General features: G+C 73.1%; 15 protein-coding genes and 1 pseudogene. 10 read left to right on the top strand and 6 right to left on the bottom strand.

Annotated elements, in window-relative coordinates; all coding sequences use genetic code 11:
- Both ABZY11_RS34280 and ABZY11_RS34275 read right to left on the bottom strand, forming a co-directional pair.
- Positions 1 to 1,384, bottom strand: a 1,384-nt coding sequence (locus ABZY11_RS34280) for an FtsX-like permease family protein (RefSeq protein WP_356482907.1), incomplete at its 3' end; no start/stop codon positions are given.
- Positions 1,381 to 2,100 (bottom strand): ABC transporter ATP-binding protein, encoded by a 720-nt coding sequence (locus ABZY11_RS34275; RefSeq protein WP_356482906.1) that lies wholly within the window; start codon positions 2,098 to 2,100, stop codon positions 1,381 to 1,383. The genes ABZY11_RS34280 and ABZY11_RS34275, both read right to left, overlap by 4 nt.
- Positions 2,101 to 2,265: 165 nt before the next feature.
- On the opposite strand from ABZY11_RS34275, the gene ABZY11_RS34270 reads away from it, so the two are divergent.
- The 5 genes from ABZY11_RS34270 (at position 2,266) to ABZY11_RS34250 (ending at position 6,602) form a co-directional block, all read left to right on the top strand.
- Complete coding sequence (locus ABZY11_RS34270) at positions 2,266 to 3,573, top strand: sensor histidine kinase (RefSeq protein WP_356482905.1); 1,308 nt, start codon at positions 2,266 to 2,268, stop codon at positions 3,571 to 3,573.
- Entirely contained in the window at positions 3,561 to 4,220 is a 660-nt protein-coding gene (locus ABZY11_RS34265; protein ID WP_356482904.1) for a response regulator transcription factor, read from the top strand. Before ABZY11_RS34270 ends, ABZY11_RS34265 begins: the two co-directional genes overlap by 13 nt.
- Positions 4,221 to 4,297: 77 nt before the next feature.
- Complete coding sequence (locus ABZY11_RS34260; RefSeq protein ID WP_356482903.1) at positions 4,298 to 4,693, top strand: hypothetical protein; 396 nt, start codon at positions 4,298 to 4,300, stop codon at positions 4,691 to 4,693.
- A 74-nt stretch (positions 4,694 to 4,767) separates the two neighbouring features.
- Positions 4,768 to 5,403, top strand: coding sequence for a nucleoside/nucleotide kinase family protein (locus ABZY11_RS34255; protein ID WP_356482902.1), 636 nt, complete (start codon positions 4,768 to 4,770; stop codon positions 5,401 to 5,403).
- A 71-nt stretch (positions 5,404 to 5,474) separates the two neighbouring features.
- Positions 5,475 to 6,602 (top strand): Xaa-Pro peptidase family protein, encoded by a 1,128-nt coding sequence (locus ABZY11_RS34250; protein ID WP_356482901.1) that lies wholly within the window; start codon positions 5,475 to 5,477, stop codon positions 6,600 to 6,602.
- 194 nt (positions 6,603 to 6,796) lie between these two features.
- On the opposite strand, the gene treZ is transcribed toward ABZY11_RS34250, so the two are convergent.
- Entirely contained in the window at positions 6,797 to 8,569 is a 1,773-nt protein-coding gene (gene treZ / locus ABZY11_RS34245; protein ID WP_356482900.1) for a malto-oligosyltrehalose trehalohydrolase, read from the bottom strand.
- Between the two features lie 161 nt (positions 8,570 to 8,730).
- Here treZ and ABZY11_RS34240 point away from each other — a divergent pair, with 161 nt between their 5' ends.
- Both ABZY11_RS34240 and ABZY11_RS34235 read left to right on the top strand, forming a co-directional pair.
- Complete coding sequence (locus ABZY11_RS34240; RefSeq protein ID WP_356482899.1) at positions 8,731 to 10,092, top strand: GH1 family beta-glucosidase; 1,362 nt, start codon at positions 8,731 to 8,733, stop codon at positions 10,090 to 10,092.
- A gap of 39 nt (positions 10,093 to 10,131) precedes the next feature.
- Positions 10,132 to 11,262: an alpha-L-fucosidase gene (locus tag ABZY11_RS34235; RefSeq protein ID WP_356482898.1), complete on the top strand. Its 1,131-nt coding sequence runs from the start codon at positions 10,132 to 10,134 to the stop codon at positions 11,260 to 11,262.
- Here the strand turns inward: ABZY11_RS34235 and ABZY11_RS34230 are convergent.
- Complete coding sequence (locus ABZY11_RS34230; protein WP_356482897.1) at positions 11,234 to 12,145, bottom strand: GNAT family N-acetyltransferase; 912 nt, start codon at positions 12,143 to 12,145, stop codon at positions 11,234 to 11,236. The genes ABZY11_RS34235 and ABZY11_RS34230 overlap by 29 nt on opposite strands.
- Before the next feature lie 172 nt (positions 12,146 to 12,317).
- Positions 12,318 to 13,271, bottom strand: a complete 954-nt coding sequence (locus ABZY11_RS34225) for a GNAT family N-acetyltransferase (RefSeq protein ID WP_356482896.1) — start codon at positions 13,269 to 13,271, stop codon at positions 12,318 to 12,320.
- A 239-nt stretch (positions 13,272 to 13,510) separates the two neighbouring features.
- Here ABZY11_RS34225 and ABZY11_RS34220 point away from each other — a divergent pair, with 239 nt between their 5' ends.
- The 3 genes and pseudogenes from ABZY11_RS34220 (at position 13,511) to ABZY11_RS34210 (ending at position 15,591) form a co-directional block, all read left to right on the top strand.
- Entirely contained in the window at positions 13,511 to 14,077 is a 567-nt protein-coding gene (locus ABZY11_RS34220) for a DUF1707 and FHA domain-containing protein (RefSeq protein ID WP_356482895.1), read from the top strand.
- Positions 14,078 to 14,153: 76 nt separating this feature from the next.
- Positions 14,154 to 14,288, top strand: a pseudogene (locus ABZY11_RS34215) (LysR family transcriptional regulator); the annotation flags it as partial.
- Positions 14,289 to 14,454: 166 nt separating this feature from the next.
- The gene (locus ABZY11_RS34210; RefSeq protein ID WP_356482894.1) at positions 14,455 to 15,591 is read left to right on the top strand and encodes a cytochrome P450; all 1,137 of its coding nucleotides are present in this window, start codon (positions 14,455 to 14,457) and stop codon (positions 15,589 to 15,591) included.
- On the opposite strand, the gene treY is transcribed toward ABZY11_RS34210, so the two are convergent.
- On the bottom strand, positions 15,551 to 17,622 hold a 2,072-nt coding region (treY, locus tag ABZY11_RS34205; RefSeq protein ID WP_356482893.1), incomplete at its 5' end, for a malto-oligosyltrehalose synthase. The two genes, ABZY11_RS34210 and treY, sit on opposite strands and share 41 nt — an antisense overlap.

The raw sequence follows: 17,622 nt of genomic DNA, 5'->3' as shown, positions 1-17,622 counted from the left end.
CGCCGGCCGCGCACACCCCCCCGAGGGCCCTCAACGCCCCGGCGAACGTACGCACCCGGCCCGGCTCGCCCGGCTCGGGCGCACGGGCCGCGCCCAGCGCGGCGGCGGGCCGCAGCCCGGTGATGGTCCGGGCCGCGAGGACCGACACCGGACGGGCGGCGAGCGCGACGAGCGCCCCGGCCGCGACCACCGCGGCGAGGGGCAGCCACACCGGTACCGGCAGCGGCAGCGGGTCCGTCGTCAGGAGCGACCGCATCAGCAGCCCCAGCGGTATGGCACCGACCCCGCCCAGCACCGCTGCGGCACCGGCCACCCGGCTCACCTCACGGCCGACGGCCGACCTGAGCTGCCGGGGCGTCGCCCCGACGGCACGCAGCAGCGCCAGTTCACCGGAGCGCTGGTGGACCGCCTGGGAGATGGTGGTGGCGATCACCAGGAGCGCCACCATGAAGACCGTTCCCGTGATGGAGGCGAGCAGCGGCAGCAGCTCGCCACGGGTGCCGAGCGCGTCCGGGTAGGCGGCCTGCCCGCGCTCCGGGCCGGTGAGCACCCGGACCTCACGGTCGCCACGGGCACGGTCGGGCAACGCCTTCTCCAGTGACGCCCGCAGCGTGTCGGCGGAGACGTCCCGCTCGGCGACGATGCCGATCGCGTCGACCGTGCCGGGGTGTCCGGCCAGGGCGGTGAGGTGCTGCTCGGTGAGGAGGACGGTGGGGGGACCGCCCCGGTGACCGGCGGCGACACCGCTGACGGTGTACGGCCGGGGAGCACCGTCGGCCTGCAGGGTGACCCGGTCACCGGTCCCGCTCCCGGTGGCGGCCGCCAGCGCGCCGTCGATGACCACCTCGCCGGCGGTCCGCGGCGCGTGTCCGTCCGTCAGCCGGTACGGGGTGAGCGCGGCGGCCGACCAGGAGCGGCCGACGGCAGCGGCCCCGCCTGCCCCGGAACCGCTGCCACCCGTGCTCCGGCCGCCTATCGTCACCGGCACCGAATCGTCCGCGACGGCCTTCGCGACGCCGTGCGCGGCAGCCGCCTTCGCCACCACGGCGCGGTCGAGCCGGACCCGTTCCGGCAGATAGGTCGTCGCGGTCTGTGGCTCGCTGCCCCACGGCTTCGCCGTGTATGTCACCCGCTGGTCGGCCACCACCACCGCGTCGGCCCCCGCGTAGTGCTCCACCGGCGGCCGGGCCAGCAGCAGTGAACCGACGACGAGGGCGAAGGCGCCGATCAGCGCGGCCGCCGCGGTCGTCGCCGTGAACACCGCGCCCCAGGCCCGGCGATGGGCCTTCAGTGAACGCCGGGCGAGGAACGCCGACGCCCGCCGAACGCCGTACCGCGCATCCGGCCGGGGCCGCGCCGCCTCCTTGTTCCTGGTCCGGTTCATCGCAGCCGGCCGCCGTCCATCGTCAGTACGGTGTCCGCCCAGCTCGCCGCCACCGGATCATGGGTGACCATGACGACCGTACGGCCGTCGATCCGCACCGCGTCCCGCAGCAGCCCCAGCACCAGCGCCGCCGACTCCGGGTCCAGGGAGGCCGTCGGCTCGTCCGCGAAGATCACCTCGGGTTCGGTCACCAACGCCCTTGCCACCGCGACCCGTTGCTGTTCCCCGCCGGAGAGCGTCGCGGGGCCCTGCGCGCCGCGGCCCGCCAGGCCGACCCGGGCCAGCAGATCCCGCCCGCGGGTCAGCACCCGCTCGTCCGCAGGGTCGGCGCCCGCCAGCACCAGCGGCAGCACGACGTTCTCCTCGATGCTCAGCGAAGGCACCAGATTGAGGGCGTGGGACTGGAAGACGAAGCCGATCCGGTCCCGGCGCAACCGGGTCAGCGCCGCCTCGGAGAGCGCACCGAGATCGGTGCCCCCGATCCGTACCGTGCCTGCCGTCGGACGGTCCAGACCCGCCGCACACTGCAGGAACGTGCTCTTCCCCGACCCCGAAGGACCCACCACCGCGGTGAAGCTCCCCGCCGGGACCGCGCAGCTGACCGCGTCGAGCGCGGTCGTCTCCCGGCCGCGCCGGCCGTGGCGCCGGCTCACCGACTCCAGACTCAGCGCGGACGCCCGCACCGCTGTGATCGTGTCCACCGTTGACTCCACCATTCCTTCTGTGCCCCGCCGTGTGCTTTCTGACCTGGGTAAACGCTACGAACCGAGGGCCGGCCGGGCGAGGGTGCACGGTCCCGGAACGGGGTGTAGCCGGCTCCACCACGGCCCGGGGGAGGGCTCCACTCCAGCGGCGGGCGGACCCCCGTAATGTGATGCGTCATGAGCACCACTCCCGCCCCGCTGACGGTCGCCATCCGGCGTTCGTGGGACGCGTCGCGCTACCTGTTCATCGGGGTCGCGGTCGCACTGCTCGCGTATGTGAGCGCGTTCCTGGTGGTGGCGGTCCTGCTGTTCGCCGCCGTGATCATCGGGCTGCCCGCGCTGCCGGAGGCCGCCAAGGTGCTGCGCCGGTTCGCGGAGTCCGAGCGGCGCAGGGCGGCGGAGCGGCTGGGTGTTCCGTTCACGCCCACGTCGTATCCGTCGCTGGACAGCGGCGAACTCTCCGAGCGGGTCCGGCGGGTGCTCACCGATCCGACGGTCTGGCGCGATGCGCTCTGGCTGCCCCTCCAGGCGCTGATGGGCAATGCCCTCGGCTACCTCGCGATGGTGCTGTGGCCGGTCGGGCTCCTCGTGGACGGGGCCGCGCTGTCCGTGGTGCACCTGCTGGACCGGCGAGCCGCCGACGAGTACGGCACTCCGCTGCCCGAGCGGCAGGGGTGGGTGCTGCGCTGGCACTGCGTACTCGCGGACGTGTCGGCCGGATGGACCCGGTCCCTGCTCACCTCGTCGCCGTCGGCCGCGCTCGCCGAACGGATCGACCAGCTGACCGTGAGCCGGGCCGGTGCGGTCGAGGCGCACGGCGCCGAACTGCGCCGCATCGAACGCGATCTGCACGACGGCGCCCAGGCCAGGATCGTCGCCCTGTCCCTGCGCATCGGCCTCGCCGGACAACTCCTCGACAGCGACCCGGCCGCCGCGCGCATCCGGCTGAACGAGGCGCAGGACGGCGCGGAGGCGGCCCTCGCGGAACTGCGCCACGTGGTGCGCGGCATCCATCCGCCGGTGCTGACGGACCGCGGACTGGCCGGTGCGGTAAGGGCGTTGGCGGCCGACGCGGGCGTGCCCGTCACGGCGGAACTGGACGGTGTCGAGGACGGCCGGCGCCTTCCGGCCGCGATCGAGGCCGCCGCCTACTTCGTCATCGCCGAGGCGCTCACCAACATCAGCAAACACAGCGGTGCGACAGCCGCGACCGTGCGCATCGCCCGTACCCCCGGCAGCCTGCGGGTGACCATCAGCGACAATGGACGCGGCGGCGCGGGCGAACAGTACGGCACCTCGGAGAAGCGCTCCACCGGCGGCGATCGCGCACGCCCCCGGACCGCGCCGGTCACGGACCGGGGTGGGGCCGGCAGCGGGCTGGTGGGCATCAGGCGGCGGATCGCCGCCCTGGACGGCACCACCCGCATCAGCAGCCCCATCGGGGGGCCGACGGACATCGAAGTGGAGCTGCCGTGCGGATCGTGATCGCCGAGGACAACGCGCTGTTGCGGGAGGGCCTGATCCTGCTGCTCACCAGCTCGGGCCACGAGGTGGTGGCCGACGCGGCGACCGGGCCCGAGGTGCTGCCCGCCCTGCTGGAACACCGTCCGGACGCCGCCGTGCTCGATGTGCGGCTCCCGCCCACCTTCCGCGACGAGGGGCTGCGCGCCGCGCTCGCTGCCCGTGCGGAGCTGCCCGAGCTGCCGATCCTGGTGCTCTCGCAGTACGTGGAGGAGACTTACGCCGCCGAGCTGCTCGCCCAGGGCGCGCAGGGCATCGGCTACCTCCTCAAGGACCGGATCGGCCGGGTCGACCAGTTCCTCCAGGCACTGGACCGGGTGGCGGGCGGCGGCACGGCGCTCGACCCCGAGGTGGTGACCCAGCTGCTGACCCGCAAGTCGTCGGCCGAGCCGCTGCGGAGCCTCACCCCGCGCGAGCGCGAAGTGCTGGAACTGATGGCGCAGGGCAAGGCGAACGGCACCATCGCCGCCGAACTGGTCGTGACGGAACGGGCGGTGAGCAAGCACATCGGTTCGATCTTCGCCAAGCTCGGCCTGGAACCCGACGACGGCACCGTGCACCGACGGGTGCTGGCCGTGCTGGCGTATCTGGAGGGCAGGGGGACACGCTGACACGGGGCGGCGCGCGGACGGCCCGGCGCCGGCAGGCACTCTTGTCCTGAGCGGCCGGCGCCGAAATCATGGGCTTCATGGTGAGCATGCCCGAACCGCAGGCCGTGATCGTGCGAAGGATCCTCCGGGGCGAGCACAGCGCACGGGATGTCGGGAGAGCGAAGGACAACTTCCAGCGCTGGCTCAGTGAGGACTGGAACGGCAACGAGGACCGCGCCCTGGCCTTCTGCGTCAACGCGCTGGCCGATGCGTGCGGCAGCGACTGGGACGCGCTGCCGGAACGCGACGCGTTCGCCCACGTCTGGCTCTTCACCTTCCTGTGCCCCCGCGCGGTCGATCCCGGTTCCGGCGAAGTCGACCTCGACGCCCTGGACTTCGAGGCATGCGAGTACCGGGACGTGATGCGCCGCTCCCCGGGCGGGTTCCGCGAGTTCGCGAAGCGGATCCGGCTGGTCCGGGGAGAGCCGGAGTGACCCGGGGGCCGGGAACCCCTGACCGCCCCGCCCGGCCACCTCACCGGGCACGACGTGACGGGACAATGCCTCGCATGGACACCAGCGACCTCACCGGCCCGACGTCCCGCGCCCGCCGCCTCGCCGTCCCCGGTCACCGCCGCATCCTCGGCATCGCGGGGCCGCCGGGGGCCGGAAAGTCCACCCTGGCGGCCCGGCTGGTCGACGCGCTCGACGGCCTCGCCGTTCTCGTCCCCATGGACGGCTTCCACCTCGCCGGAGCCGAACTGCAACGGCTCGGCCGCGCCGCGCGCAAGGGCGCCCCCGACACCTTCGACGCCGCCGGGTACGCGGCCCTGCTCGGACGCCTGCGCGCACCGGAAGCGGGAACCACCGTGTACGCCCCCGCCTTCGACCGCGCCCTGGAGGAGCCGATCGCCGGGGCCGTCCCCGTATCCCCGGACGTCCCGCTGGTCGTCACCGAGGGCAACTACCTGCTGCACGACGAGGGCCCCTGGGCCGCCGTCCGCGGTCTGCTCGACGAGGTGTGGTTCCTGGAGACCGACCCGGCGCTGCGGGTGCGGCGGCTCGTCGAGCGGCATGTGCGGTTCGGGAAGCCGCGTCCGTACGCCGAGCGCTGGGTGACCGAGTCCGACGAGGCCAACGCGCGCCTGGTCGAGCGCGGCCGGCCGGGCGCCGACCTCGTCGTACGGCTTGATCCGGAAACCTGAGTCCCACTCGCGTCGACCGGCACGGACGGGCAGGATGCTGTGTGCCGTGTCGCGTCGCCAGGAGGTCCCGCATGTCCAGCCAGAACCAGCCCGTGCCGTTCACCGCCGACGACTACCGGGCCCGCATGACGCGTGCGGCCGACACCGCCGCCGAGGCCGGGCTCGCGGGCGTACTGGTCGCGCCCGGACCCGATCTCGTGTACCTCACCGGCTACCGGCCCGTGAACACCGAACGCCTCACCGTCCTCGTCCTCACCGCCGGCCAGGACCCGGTCCTCGTCGTCCCGACGCTGGAGGCCCCGGACGCCGAGAAGGCCGTCGGCGCCCCGGCCCTCACTCTCCGGGACTGGACCGACGGCAAGGACCCCTATGCCGTCACCGCCCCGCTGCTCGACGGCGCGGGCCGGTTCGGAATCAGCGACAACGCCTGGGCGATGCATCTGCTCGGGCTGCAGCGGACGCTGCCGGGCACCTCGTACGTCTCCCTCACCGAGGCCCTGCCGATGCTGCGCGCGGTGAAGGACGCCCACGAGCTGGAACGGCTCGCGGCCGCCGGAGCCGCCGCCGACGCCACCTACGGCGAAATCCTCAAGGTGCGCTTCTCCGGCCGAAAGGAGACCGACATCGCCGCCGAACTGGCCGATCTGCTGAGGCGGTTCGGGCACTCGCAGGTCGACTTCACGGTCGTCGGCTCCGGCCCCAACGGCGCCAATCCGCACCACGAGGCCGGTGACCGCACCATCGAGCGGGGCGACATGGTCGTGCTCGACTTCGGCGGCCTCAAGCACGGCTACGGCTCGGACACCTCCCGTACGGTCCACGTCGGCGAACCCACCGCCGAGGAGCAGCGGGTCCACGACATCGTGCGGGAGGCACAGGAGGCGGGCTGCAACGCGGTCCGGCCGGGCATCGCCTGCCAGGAGATCGACCGGGCCGCCCGCGCGGTCATCACCGAGTTCGGCTACGGCGAACGCTTCATCCACCGCACCGGCCACGGCATCGGCGTCACCACCCACGAACCGCCGTACATGATCGAGGGCGAGGAGCAGCCGCTGGTACCCGGGATGTGCTTCTCCGTGGAGCCGGGCATCTATCTGCCGGGCCGGTTCGGGGTACGGATCGAGGACATCGTGACCGTGACCGAGGACGGCGGCCGACGCCTCAACACCACCGCGCGGGAGCTGGCGATCGTCGAGTAGCCGCACGCGGGGCGGCTGCCGTACGGCCCCTCAGAGCCTGTCGGGTGACCTCCGACCGGGCGGCCACGCCCTGGCACGCACACTTCCCGCGTTGTCGTCGGTCGCCAACGCTCCGCGTCGACTCCCTCCTCCGCCTTGGCATCGCACGCACCAGACCGCGTCCGCCATCCGATCAAAGGTCACCCGACAGGCTCTCAGCCGTCGACCAGCACCACGCACGACTCCGGCGGCAGATGCAGCAGCCCGTCGCCGCCCGGGGCCTCCACCGGCTGCCACGCGGCCACCACCCGGTCTCCGTCGCCCCGGCGCCGGCCGCCGCCCAGCGGGATCGTGGCCGGCTTCTCGCCCAGGTTGACCGCGATCCGGAGATCGCCCCTGCGGTACGCCAGCCAGCGTGCCTGTTCGTCGTGGGCGGTGCGCACCGACGCCAGGTCCGGGTCGCGGAGGTCGGGCAGGGCGCGGCGCAGTGCGATCAGCTCGCGGTACCAGGCGTGCAGGCGGGCGTGCGGCTCCTGTGACGGTTCGCTCCAGTCCAGACAGGAACGGTTCCGGGTGGCCGGGTCCTGCGGGTCCGGGATGTCGTCCGCCGCCCAGCCGTGCGCGGCGAACTCCCGGCGCCGGCCGCTGCGGACCGCCTCGGCGAGTTCGGGATCGGTGTGGTCGGTGAAGAACTGCCAGGGGGTGCGCGCGCCCCACTCCTCGCCCATGAACAGCATCGGTGTGAACGGCCCGGTCAGGACGAGGGCCGCGGCGCAGGCCAGCAGGCCGGGGGAGAGCGTGGCGGAGAGCCGGTCGCCCAGGGCCCGGTTGCCGATCTGGTCGTGGGTCTGGGCGTAGCCGACGAAGCGGTGGGCGGGCGTGCGGGAGATGTCGACGGGGCGGCCGTGGGTACGGCCCCGGAAGCTGGAGTACGTGCCGTTGTGGAAGAACGCGCTCGTCACGGTCTTGGCGACGGCGCCCAGCGGAGCCGCGGCGAAGTCCGCGTAGTAGCCCTGGGACTCACCGGTGAGCGCGGTGTGCAGGGCGTGGTGGAAGTCGTCGTTCCACTGGGCGTGCAGGCCGAGGCCGCCCGATTCGCGCGGGGTCGTGGTCCTCGGGTCGCAGAGGTCGGACTCGGCGATCAGCGGGAGCGGACGGCCCAGTTCGGCCGCGAGCGCGTCGGCCGCCGTGGACAGTTCCTCCAGGAAGGTCAGCGCCCGGCCGTCGGCCAGGGCGTGGACCGCGTCCAGCCGCAACCCGTCGAGCCGGTAGTCCCGCAGCCAGGCGAGGGCGCTGCCCAGCAGGAACGCCCGCACCTCGTCCGAACCGGGGGCGTCCAGGTTGACCGCCGCACCCCACGGAGTGTGATGGGTTTCGGTGAAGTACGGGCCGAAGGCCGGAAGGTGATTGCCGGACGGGCCGAGGTGGTTGTGGACCACGTCCAGCAGGACCGCGAGCCCGAGACCGTGCGCCGTGTCGACAAAACGCTTGAGCCCGTCCGGTCCGCCGTACGGTTCGTGCACGGCCCAGAGCGACACTCCCTCGTACCCCCATCCGTGGGTGCCGGGGAACGGGCAGACCGGCATCAGCGACACATGGGTGACGCCGAGCTCGGCGAGGTGGCCCAGCCGGGCGGCCGCGGCGTCGAAGGTGCCCTCGTCGGTGTACGTACCGATGTGCAGTTCGTACAGGACGGCGCCCGGAAGCCCCCGGCCCGCCCAGCCGCCGCGCCACTCGAACAACGAGTGGTCGACGACGGCGCTCGCGCCGTCCGGCCCGTCCGGCTGGCGGCGCGAACGCGGATCGGGGAGCACCCTCCCGTCGCTCCCGACCCCGTCCAGCACGAAGCCGTAGCGGTCCCCGTCCGAGGCCTCCGCCTCGGCCGTCCACCAGCCGGACCGTACGGGATCACGCTCCATCGCCCGCGACCCGCCCGCCAGCCGCAGCTCCACCCCGTCCGCATCCGGTGCCCATACCTCGAACAGCATGCAACGCTCCTCGTCTTCTCGCCCCATCGTCGGCGACAGCCGCGATCACCGGCCCACAACACTGGATCGAGCCCGTTACTGGCGATTAAGGTCTGGTTCTGATCATTGCCCCGTCAGGTTCCGCTCAATACGCACTCCCTCTTACGGCTGTGGAGGCCGAGATGAATGTGCCGTCCTTTCCGCCCGGTTTCCTCTGGGGAGCCTCCGCGTCCGCCTTCCAGACCGAGGGGGCAGCCGACACCGACGGCAAGGGCCCCTCCGGCTGGGACGCCTTCGCCGCGCAACCCGGACGGATCAAGGACGGCACCGACACCACCCGCGGGACCGGCTTCCACCAGCACTACCGCGAGGACGTCGCCCTGCTGGCCGGCCTCGGCGCCGACGCCTTCCGGTTCTCCGTCAGCTGGCCGCGCGTGGTGCCCGGCGGCAGCGGACCGCTCAACCCGCAGGGGCTCGACTTCTACGACCGCCTCGTCGACGAACTCTGCGCCCACGGCATCACACCGGCACCCACCCTCTACCACTGGGACACCCCGCTGCCGCTGGACGAGGAGGGCGGCTGGCTCAACCGGGACACCGCCTACCGCTTCGCCGAGTACGCGGGCATCGTCGCCGAGCGCCTCGCCGACCGCGTACCGATGTGGATCACCATCAACGAACCGGCCGAAGTGACGATGCTCGGCTACGCCCTCGGCGAGCACGCACCGGGCCGCACCCTCCTCTTCGACGCCCTGCCCGCCGCCCACCACCAACTCCTCGCCCACGGCCTGGCTGTGCGCGCACTGCGCGGCGCGGGCGCCGACAACATCGGCATCGCCGTCTCGCACACCCCCGTCTGGACCGCCGGCGACCGGGACGAGGACCGCCTGGGCGCGGAGCTGTACGACACGATCACCAACTGGATGTTCGCCGACCCGGTCCTCACCGGCCGCTACCCCGACGAGAACATCGCCGCGCTGATGCCGGGCCCGGTCGAGGACGACCTGTCGACCATCTCCACCCCGCTCGACTGGTACGGGGTCAACTACTACAACCCCACCCTCGTCGGCGCCCCCGTGACCGACGCCCCGGAAACCTTCTCCGGCTTCCGGATGCCCCCCGAACTCCCCTTCGGCATCCGCGAGATAGAGGGCTACGAGAAGACCGACTTCGGCTGGCCCGTCGTCCCGGACGGCCTGCGCGAAACACTCGTCCAGCTGCAGAGCCGCTTCGGCGACCGGCTGCCGCCGCTCTACATCACCGAGAACGGCTGCGCCGTCGACGAGCCCGCCGAGGACACCCGCCGGATCGCGTACCTCGAAGAGCACCTGCGGGCACTGCGCACGGCCATCGACGCGGGTGTCGACGTGCGCGGCTACTTCACCTGGTCGCTCACCGACAACGTCGAATGGATCGAGGGCGCCAGCAAGCGGTTCGGCCTGGTCCACATCGACTACGAGACGCTGCGCCGGACGCCCAAGGACTCCTACGCCTGGTACCGCGATCTGATCCGCGCGCAGAAGGCGGGCAGTCCGGCCCGCTGACCTGACGAGCGGCCCCCGGTGTGATCCATACTTCGCGACATGGTTGCTTCATGGTGGTCCCGGGCCGGACTGGGGATCTTTGTGCACTGGACGCCCGCCTCCGTACCGGGCTGGGCCCCGCCGTACGTCCCCGCGGACGAACTCCCCCTGGCGGGCCGCCGTTCGCCGCTCGGCTGGACGTCGTACGCCGAGTGGTACGAGAACGCGCTCCGGTTCCCCGACAGCCCCGTCTCCGCCCACCACCGCGCGACCTACGGCACCCGCCCGTACACCGCGTTCGGGGGCGACTTCAACGACGCCCTGGCCGGCTGGGACCCCACCGCGTGGGCCCGCGGCTTCCGTGCCGCGGGCGCCCGCTACGCCGTCCTCGTCACCAAGCACCACGACGGCTTCTGTCTCTGGCCCTCCGAGGCCGCCAACCCCCACCGCGCGGGCTGGCACACCACACGTGACGTCGTCGGTGAATTCGCCGAAGCCGTACGGGCCGAGGGGCTGCGCTTCGGCGTCTACTACTCCGGCGGACTCGACTGGACCTTCGACGACCGCCCCATCGGAACCGGCGCGGACACCGTCTCGGCCGTCCCGCGCGGCAACTACCCCGCGTACGCGGGCGCCCAGGTGCGCGAACTGATCCGCCGGTACCGCCCCGACATACTCTGGAACGACATCGCCTGGCCCGGCTCACGCACCGATGTCCAGCGGCTCATCGAGTACTACCGCTTCACCGTCCCGCACGGCGTCGTCAACGACCGGCTGTTCCCGTACACACCGTTGTGGCGCGCGCTGCGGCTCCCCGGCGCCAAGGCCCTGTACGACAGCTGGGAACGCCGCGCCATCGCCCGGGGCGAGGGCTTCGTCCCGCGCCGGCCCCCGTACTACGACTTCCGCCCCCCGGAATTCGCCCGCTACACCGGCCCCGGCCCGTACGAGATCACCCGCGGCATCGACCACAGCTTCGGCTACAACCGCAACTCCCCGCCCGAGGCGTACCTCGGCCGCGAGGCGCTGGAATCGCTGGTCCGGGAGACGGCGGCCGGGGGCGGCAATCTGCTGCTCGACGTGGGGCCGCGCGGCGAGGACGCGACGGTCCCCGCCGAGCAGCAGCTCCGCCTGGACTGGCTGGCGGAACTCACCCCCGAACTCACACCAGATGGATGCGTTCCTGGTTGATGCGATGACCGGCCCGCGCGAACGCGGCCGCCATCGGCGCATTGCCCCGGTCGGTGGCGCCCGCGATGAACTCGGCGCCCTCGGCCGCGAGGAAGTGCGTGCACTCCACGAGCAGGTCGTACCCGTACCCGTGACCCCGCTGCTCGGGCACGACCCCGATGAAGCCGATGCACGGGCCGGACGGGTTGTGGGCGGGCACCTGGATGCCGGCCAGTTCGCCGTCGGAGGTGTACGCCAGCTGCCACCAGGAGCGCGGCGAGGGGCACCAGCGGAAGAAGTCGAGCTCCTCCCGCGCCGCCTGCTCAAGACCGCCGGGGCCCTCGATGGCCCGCCGGGCATGCGCGTCCAGCGTGACGGAGTGGACCCGGCGCAGCACGTCGAGGATCACCTCGTCGTCCGGCTCCGGCCGGAACTCCAGCCGCCCCGGCCGCTCGGGCAGGCCGAACTCCGGTGTCCACTCGTAGCGGTACCGCTCGACCAGCGGCTTCATGCCGGCCGCGCGGGCGGCGGAGATCCGGCCCTCCGCGGCGGCCCTGACGTCCGGCCGATCCCGCCAGTCGGCCGGCAGGATCAGCTCGTACTCGGCGTACAGCGGTGCGCGGCAAAGCAGTTCGACGCCCGCCGCCTCCTCGCCGTCGGCGAAGTCGAACCAGTTGAGCAGCATCGGCTCGGTGTCGTCGGGCCCGCCCCACCAGGCGGCACGGGCCACCACGACATCGTCGCGCAGGGCGATCCAGGTCCACTCGGGGCGGTAGTCGCCGCCGTTGTGCACGGTGACGTACCGGTGCCCGAACGCGGCGCGGCCGACGAGGTCACGCCCTGGCATGGTGTGGAAAAGGTGTGCGTCGCTCTCGGTGAGCGCGCGGATGACCAGATCGGTCATGGAACAGTCCTCCGGAAGAAGCGGTGCGCTCCCGGTCAGACCGAAACCGCCCGGCGAACGAGACGGGAGCGCGGGAATGAAGTGGTATGTGTACGCACTGTTCTCGCCTCCTTCCTCGGTTCTCGGGCGGAGCAGTCACCGTAACCGGCGGGCAGGTGGGCCGTCCACCGATTCAGTCCCAGACCATGTCGAAGGAGCGCTCGAAGTTCACGTACCCCAGCCGCGCGAAGGACTTGGCCATCGGGACGTTGCCGAGGTCGGTGCTGGCCCGGATGCGTTCCACACCGTCCTGCACTGCCAGCAACCTGGTGCCTTCGGCGAGGATGTCGTCGATGTGGCCGTGGCCGCGCCGGGCGGGCAGCACACCGATGTACGCGATGATCGGGTTGTACTCGTTGCGTGCCGGGATCACGAACCCGACCGGTTCACCGTCCGGGAGTTCGGCGATGCGCCACCACTCGCGCGGCGACCGGTACAACGCCAGTTCCTCGTCGTAGTGCTTCTCGGCGGCCTCGCGGGCGCTGAGCCCGGACGCCATGCAGGCCTGCCCGTGGGCGTCGAGGGTGCCCTCCATCACCGGTGTCATCAGGGCGAGAAGATCCTCGCGGCCGTCGACCGGGCGGAACCGGAGCCGGCCGCTGTCGGAGGGGACCGCCGTACCGGCCCGCCACTCCAGCCGGAGCCGCTCGACCAGCATCCGCGCACCGGAGCGTTCCATGACCCGGATCCGGGCCTCGACGACCTCGCGGGCCGCCGGGTCCTCGCGCCAGTCGGACGGTACGAAGCGTCCGTACTCGGGCCGCGGGGCACCGGCGGGCACGACCGCCGCCGTCGCCGCCTCCAGCAGCTTCAGGCCCGCCTCGCCGCGTTCGGGCTCGGGCAGGGTGTCGTCCAGGTCGAAGACATCGAGCAACAGCGGCGTCCGTCCGTTCTGGCTCCACCACGCGATCCTCGCCACCACGTGCTCGCCGCGCAGCGCCACCCACATCCACCCGGGGCGGCGGCGTCCGCTCTCCAGGTCGTCTGCGAACTCGTGATCGAGGGTGTACGACAGCCGGCGGAAGAGCCCGAGCTCCTCGGGACCGGCGAGCGGACGGATGGTCAATTCCTGTGGTGCACGGGTCACACAAGCTCCTCTGAGTGTGCAGCAATGCCTTGATGCCTTCCGGCGGACGCCGGGCGGTCTGCGGCGGGAGACAGTAGCAACGTCGCCACGGCGATGCGCGGGATATTCGCGGCAGCCTTTCCTGCGGCCGTCCTGGCAGGTGCTCGCGGGGGTGCCCGTGCCACTGTCCGCGCAGGCCGAGGGGCGGAACACCGGCCCGTTCTGGACACTCCGGGGCGGTCGGACCGACAATTGGCCGCGTGACGTCCTCCTTCGAGTCCCACACGTATCCCGTGCGGCTGTCCGACGCCCAGCGCGACCGTGTGCTCGGCGTACTCAGAGACGGCGCGGCACAGGGCAGACTGTCCCACGACACCTTCATGCGGCGCATGGAACTGGCCCTCACCGCCCGGCGCTCCGAGGAGCTGGAGGCCCTCACCGCCGACCTGGAGGGCGAGGGGCGTTGGTCACGGCGGATACTCCGGGTCGTGAGCGGGGTGTCCGGATTTCCCGGCCGGGTGCGCCGGGTCTGGCAGACCGAACGGCTCCCGAAGCTCCTGCTCCCCGCCCCGAGCCCGCACCCCCTGCTGATAGGCCGCGATCCCGGTAACGGGCTGCGGCTCAACCACGAGACCGTCTCCCGGCTCCACGCCGAGCTCACCGCGCAGGGCGGCCGCTGGCTGCTGCGCGACCTCGGCTCGACCAACGGCACCTGCGTCAACGGCCAGCGGGTCACCGGCGCGGTCCCGGTCCGCGACGGGGACCAGGTGAGCTTCGGACGGATGAGCTTCCGGCTCTCCGCACCCGTCCCCGGGCCCCCTGCCTGACAGCCGGCCGGAGGCCCGGCCGTGGACGTGACGGGCCGCATCGGCCGGTTCGGCATCCCACGACCCGCTTGCCCGGCCGGCGCATGTCGTGCGGGGAGCGGTCGGCGAGGACTGCGCGGTCCTCGCCGTCGAACCTCAGTGACGGCGCCCACCGGCGGTCTTCTCCCGCGTGGAACTCCTGGGGGCCGCCGCCGCGTTCACGGATCTGCTCGGGAAGACCGGGTTGCCCAGCCCCGGACACCGACGGGCTGAGCCCCCCGGCCGGGCGTATCGCCGTCACCCGTACGGCCGTACGCCGACTGCGCGACGCCCCGGCCGGTGATCCCCTGGTGGGGAACCGCGCCGTACACCGGCGCCCTGATGCCCCGGGGGTACGGATGCAGACCGACGTCCCGGACGGCATACCCGCACCGGACCTCGGCCGTCGAACCGGCAGGCCGGTGCGCCGCCGCCCGAGCACCGGCCCCAGCGTGCTCGCACCCGGCGCGGCGCACGACCCGTACCGGCTCTACCGCGTCCTGCGCGAGGAGTACCCGCTCAGCTACGACGCGCCCCTGGGCGCCTGGCTGGTCAGCCGGTACGCGGACGTGGCCACGGCCCTCACCGACCCCGCGTTCACCGGCCTCCCGCACGACGCCACGCCTCCCGGCGCCCCCGCACCGCTCGGGCTCTGCCACGGCAGCCCCCTCTGCGCACCCCGCGAGCAGCACCCGACGGCGCCGGGGCCGGTGCCACGTCACATGCCGGAACCTGATCCAGTGCCACGCCACACGCCAAGCCCCGATCCGGTGCCACATCACATGTCGGACCTCGCATCGGTGCCACGTCACATGGCCGCGCGGATCGAGCGGACCGCGTACGTGCTGGCGCGCCGGATCGCGGGCCGCCAACAGGCCGATCTGGTCGAGGAGTTCTGCCGCTGGCTGCCTGTCGGAGCCGCCCATGGCACGAGCGCCCGGCCGCACGCCACCGGACCGTACGCCACCCGGCTGCCCGGCACCGCGACAGGCACCACTGCCGTCACTCCCTGCACCCGGCACACCGGCCTCCGCGAGACCGCACTCGCCTCCTTCCTCGCCAATGTGCTGGACGCCCCCGACCTCCTCGCCGCGCTGCGCATCGAACCCGCCCTGGCCGACCGGGCCTGGACGGAGTCGCTGCGCCGCGACCCGCCGGTCCAGGTGGTGCTGCGCCGCACCGTCACCGAGGTCACCCTCAGCGGCGGCACCCTGCCCGCCGGAGCGGACGTCGCCTGTCTGATCGGCTCGGCCGGCCGCGATCCGGAACGGTTCGCCGCCCCCGATCTCTTCGACCCCTTCCGCCGCGACCAGGGCCGGTCCCTCACCGGCCCGGCGGCCTGCCCGGCCGTCCTGCTCGGCCGGCTGGAGGCCGGGCAGGGCCTGCGCGCGCTGCTCGACGCGATGCCCCGGCTCCGCTGGGCGGACGGATTCCGCCCGGCCGGCACCGGGCTGCTCACCCGTGGTCCGCGGACCCTCCTCGTCCGGCCCGGCTGAGCAGCGCCACCGGCCGCCCGTCGAAGAGTTCGGCGAGCGCGACCGAGCCCCCGGTGAACTTCCGGCCGGGTGTCAGCAGATCGGTCCACGGACCGTCGTCCGGCAGCGCCAGCTCCGTGCCGTGCCAGCCGCCGGACTCCGCCAGCCGCAACGACAGCCTGGTCACCGCGGTGACCACCTCGCCCGAGCGGCAGAACGCCAGACAGTGCGCGGCCGCCGGGCCGTGCGCGCTCAGCGGGGCGTACGTACCGGACTCGCCGAACACCTCCGGCCGTTCGCGCCGCAGCCGCAGGGCGGCCGCCGTGATCTCGCCCTTCTCGTCGGTGTCCCCGCCCCCGGACGGTTCGCGGAACGGCCGCCGGTTGTCCGGGTCGACCAGCGCCACGTACTCCCGCTCCGTGCCCTGGTACAGATCCGGCACACCCGGCATCGTGAGATGCACCAGTGCCGCACCCAGCACATTGGCCCGCACATACGGGTCGAGCATGCTCGCGAACCGCTCCAGCATCTCGCGCACCGGACCGCTGCCCGCGGCCGGACCGGCCGCGACGAAGTCCGTCACCGCCCGCTCGTACGCCGGATCGGGCTCGGTCCAGCTGGTGAAGAGCCCCGCCTCGCGCACCGCCTTCAGCAGCGCCGGCTCCAGCCGGCCCGCCATCTCGCCGCCCGGCAGCTTCGCGCAGCCCACGGCCGTCTGCCAGGCCTGCCAGGCGAACTGCGCGTCCGGAGCGGTGGCCGGGGTCGCCCGCTCCAGCTCCGTCAGCAGCCCGGACCACGACTCCGGGCACTCCGTCAGCACCGCGACCCTGGCCCGTACATCGGCGCTCCGCTTGGTGTCATGGGTGGTCAGCGCCGTGCCGGTGGCCGGCCAGTCGCGAGCCAGCCGGGCACAGAACGCGTGGAACTCCTCCGGTGCCACCGCGGGCTGCCCGGGATCGCCGCCCACCTCGTTCGCCGAGACCAGCGGCACATACCGGTAGAACGCCGTGTCCTCGACCGACTTCGCGCGCAACGCCGAAGCGGTCTGGGCGAACCGGGCACAGAACGCGGCCCGCTCGGGCCCCTCGCCCAGCCGCCCCAGCGCCAGCTCCCGGACCACATCGACGGCCGACGCCTCCTCCGCGACGGTGAACGTCGCCTTCGCGTCCCGCACGACCCCGTCCGGCAGCGTCTCCTCGGCCGTCCGTGTACGGGGCCCGCCGGCCGTCACGTAGGGGCGGTAGACGGGCATCCGCACGAGCAGTTCGCGCACGGCCGCGTGCAGCGTCCACGGGGCGTGATCGCGCAGCGCCGGGTCGGCCGCGCAGATCCGTACGGCGAGCCGGGTCAGCAGCTCGGTCTCGGCCGCCAGTTCATGCGTCACCACCCGGTACGCGGCACGGCGGACGGTCGCCGTCCAGTAACCGCCGCGGTCACCGGCGGGCCCCGCGTACTCCCGGTAGCGGCCGACCAGCTCCGCGGCGCCCATCGGGTCGACGAACAGCCCGTCGACGCGGTGCAGCGCGTCGTACCCGGTCGTCCCCGCGACGGCCCAGCCCGCGGGCAGCGGCTCGCCGCCGGTGAGGATCTTCTCCACCACCGTCCACCGCCCGCCCGCCGCCGTCGAGAGCCGCTCCAGATAGGTCTCGGGTTCGGCCAGCCCGTCGGGGTGGTCGATGCGCAGCCCGTCGACGACACCGTCCCGGATCAGTTCGAGGATCTTGCCGTGGGTGGCGGCGAACACCTCGGGGTCCTCCACCCGTACCCCGATGAGCTCCGAGATCGTGAAGAACCGCCGGTAGTTCAGCTCGGTACGGGCCAGCCGCCACCAGCCGAGCCGGTAGTGCTGGGCATCCAGAAGTTCGGGCAGCGGCAGATCGGCGGTGCCGGTCCGCAGCGGGAACTCCTGGTCGCCGTAGCGCAGCACGTCCCCGTCCGCCCGGAGGCTGCCGATCTCGTCGCCGACCGGTCCGCCGAGCACCGGCAGCAGCACCTTGCCGCCACCTGCCGCCCAGTCGATGTCGAACCAGCGTGCGTACGGGGATCCGGGGC

Source organism: Streptomyces sp. NPDC006510 (assembly GCF_040611955.1).
Taxonomy (GTDB): domain Bacteria; phylum Actinomycetota; class Actinomycetes; order Streptomycetales; family Streptomycetaceae; genus Streptomyces.
This window is presented reverse-complemented; position numbering and strand designations above follow the sequence as displayed.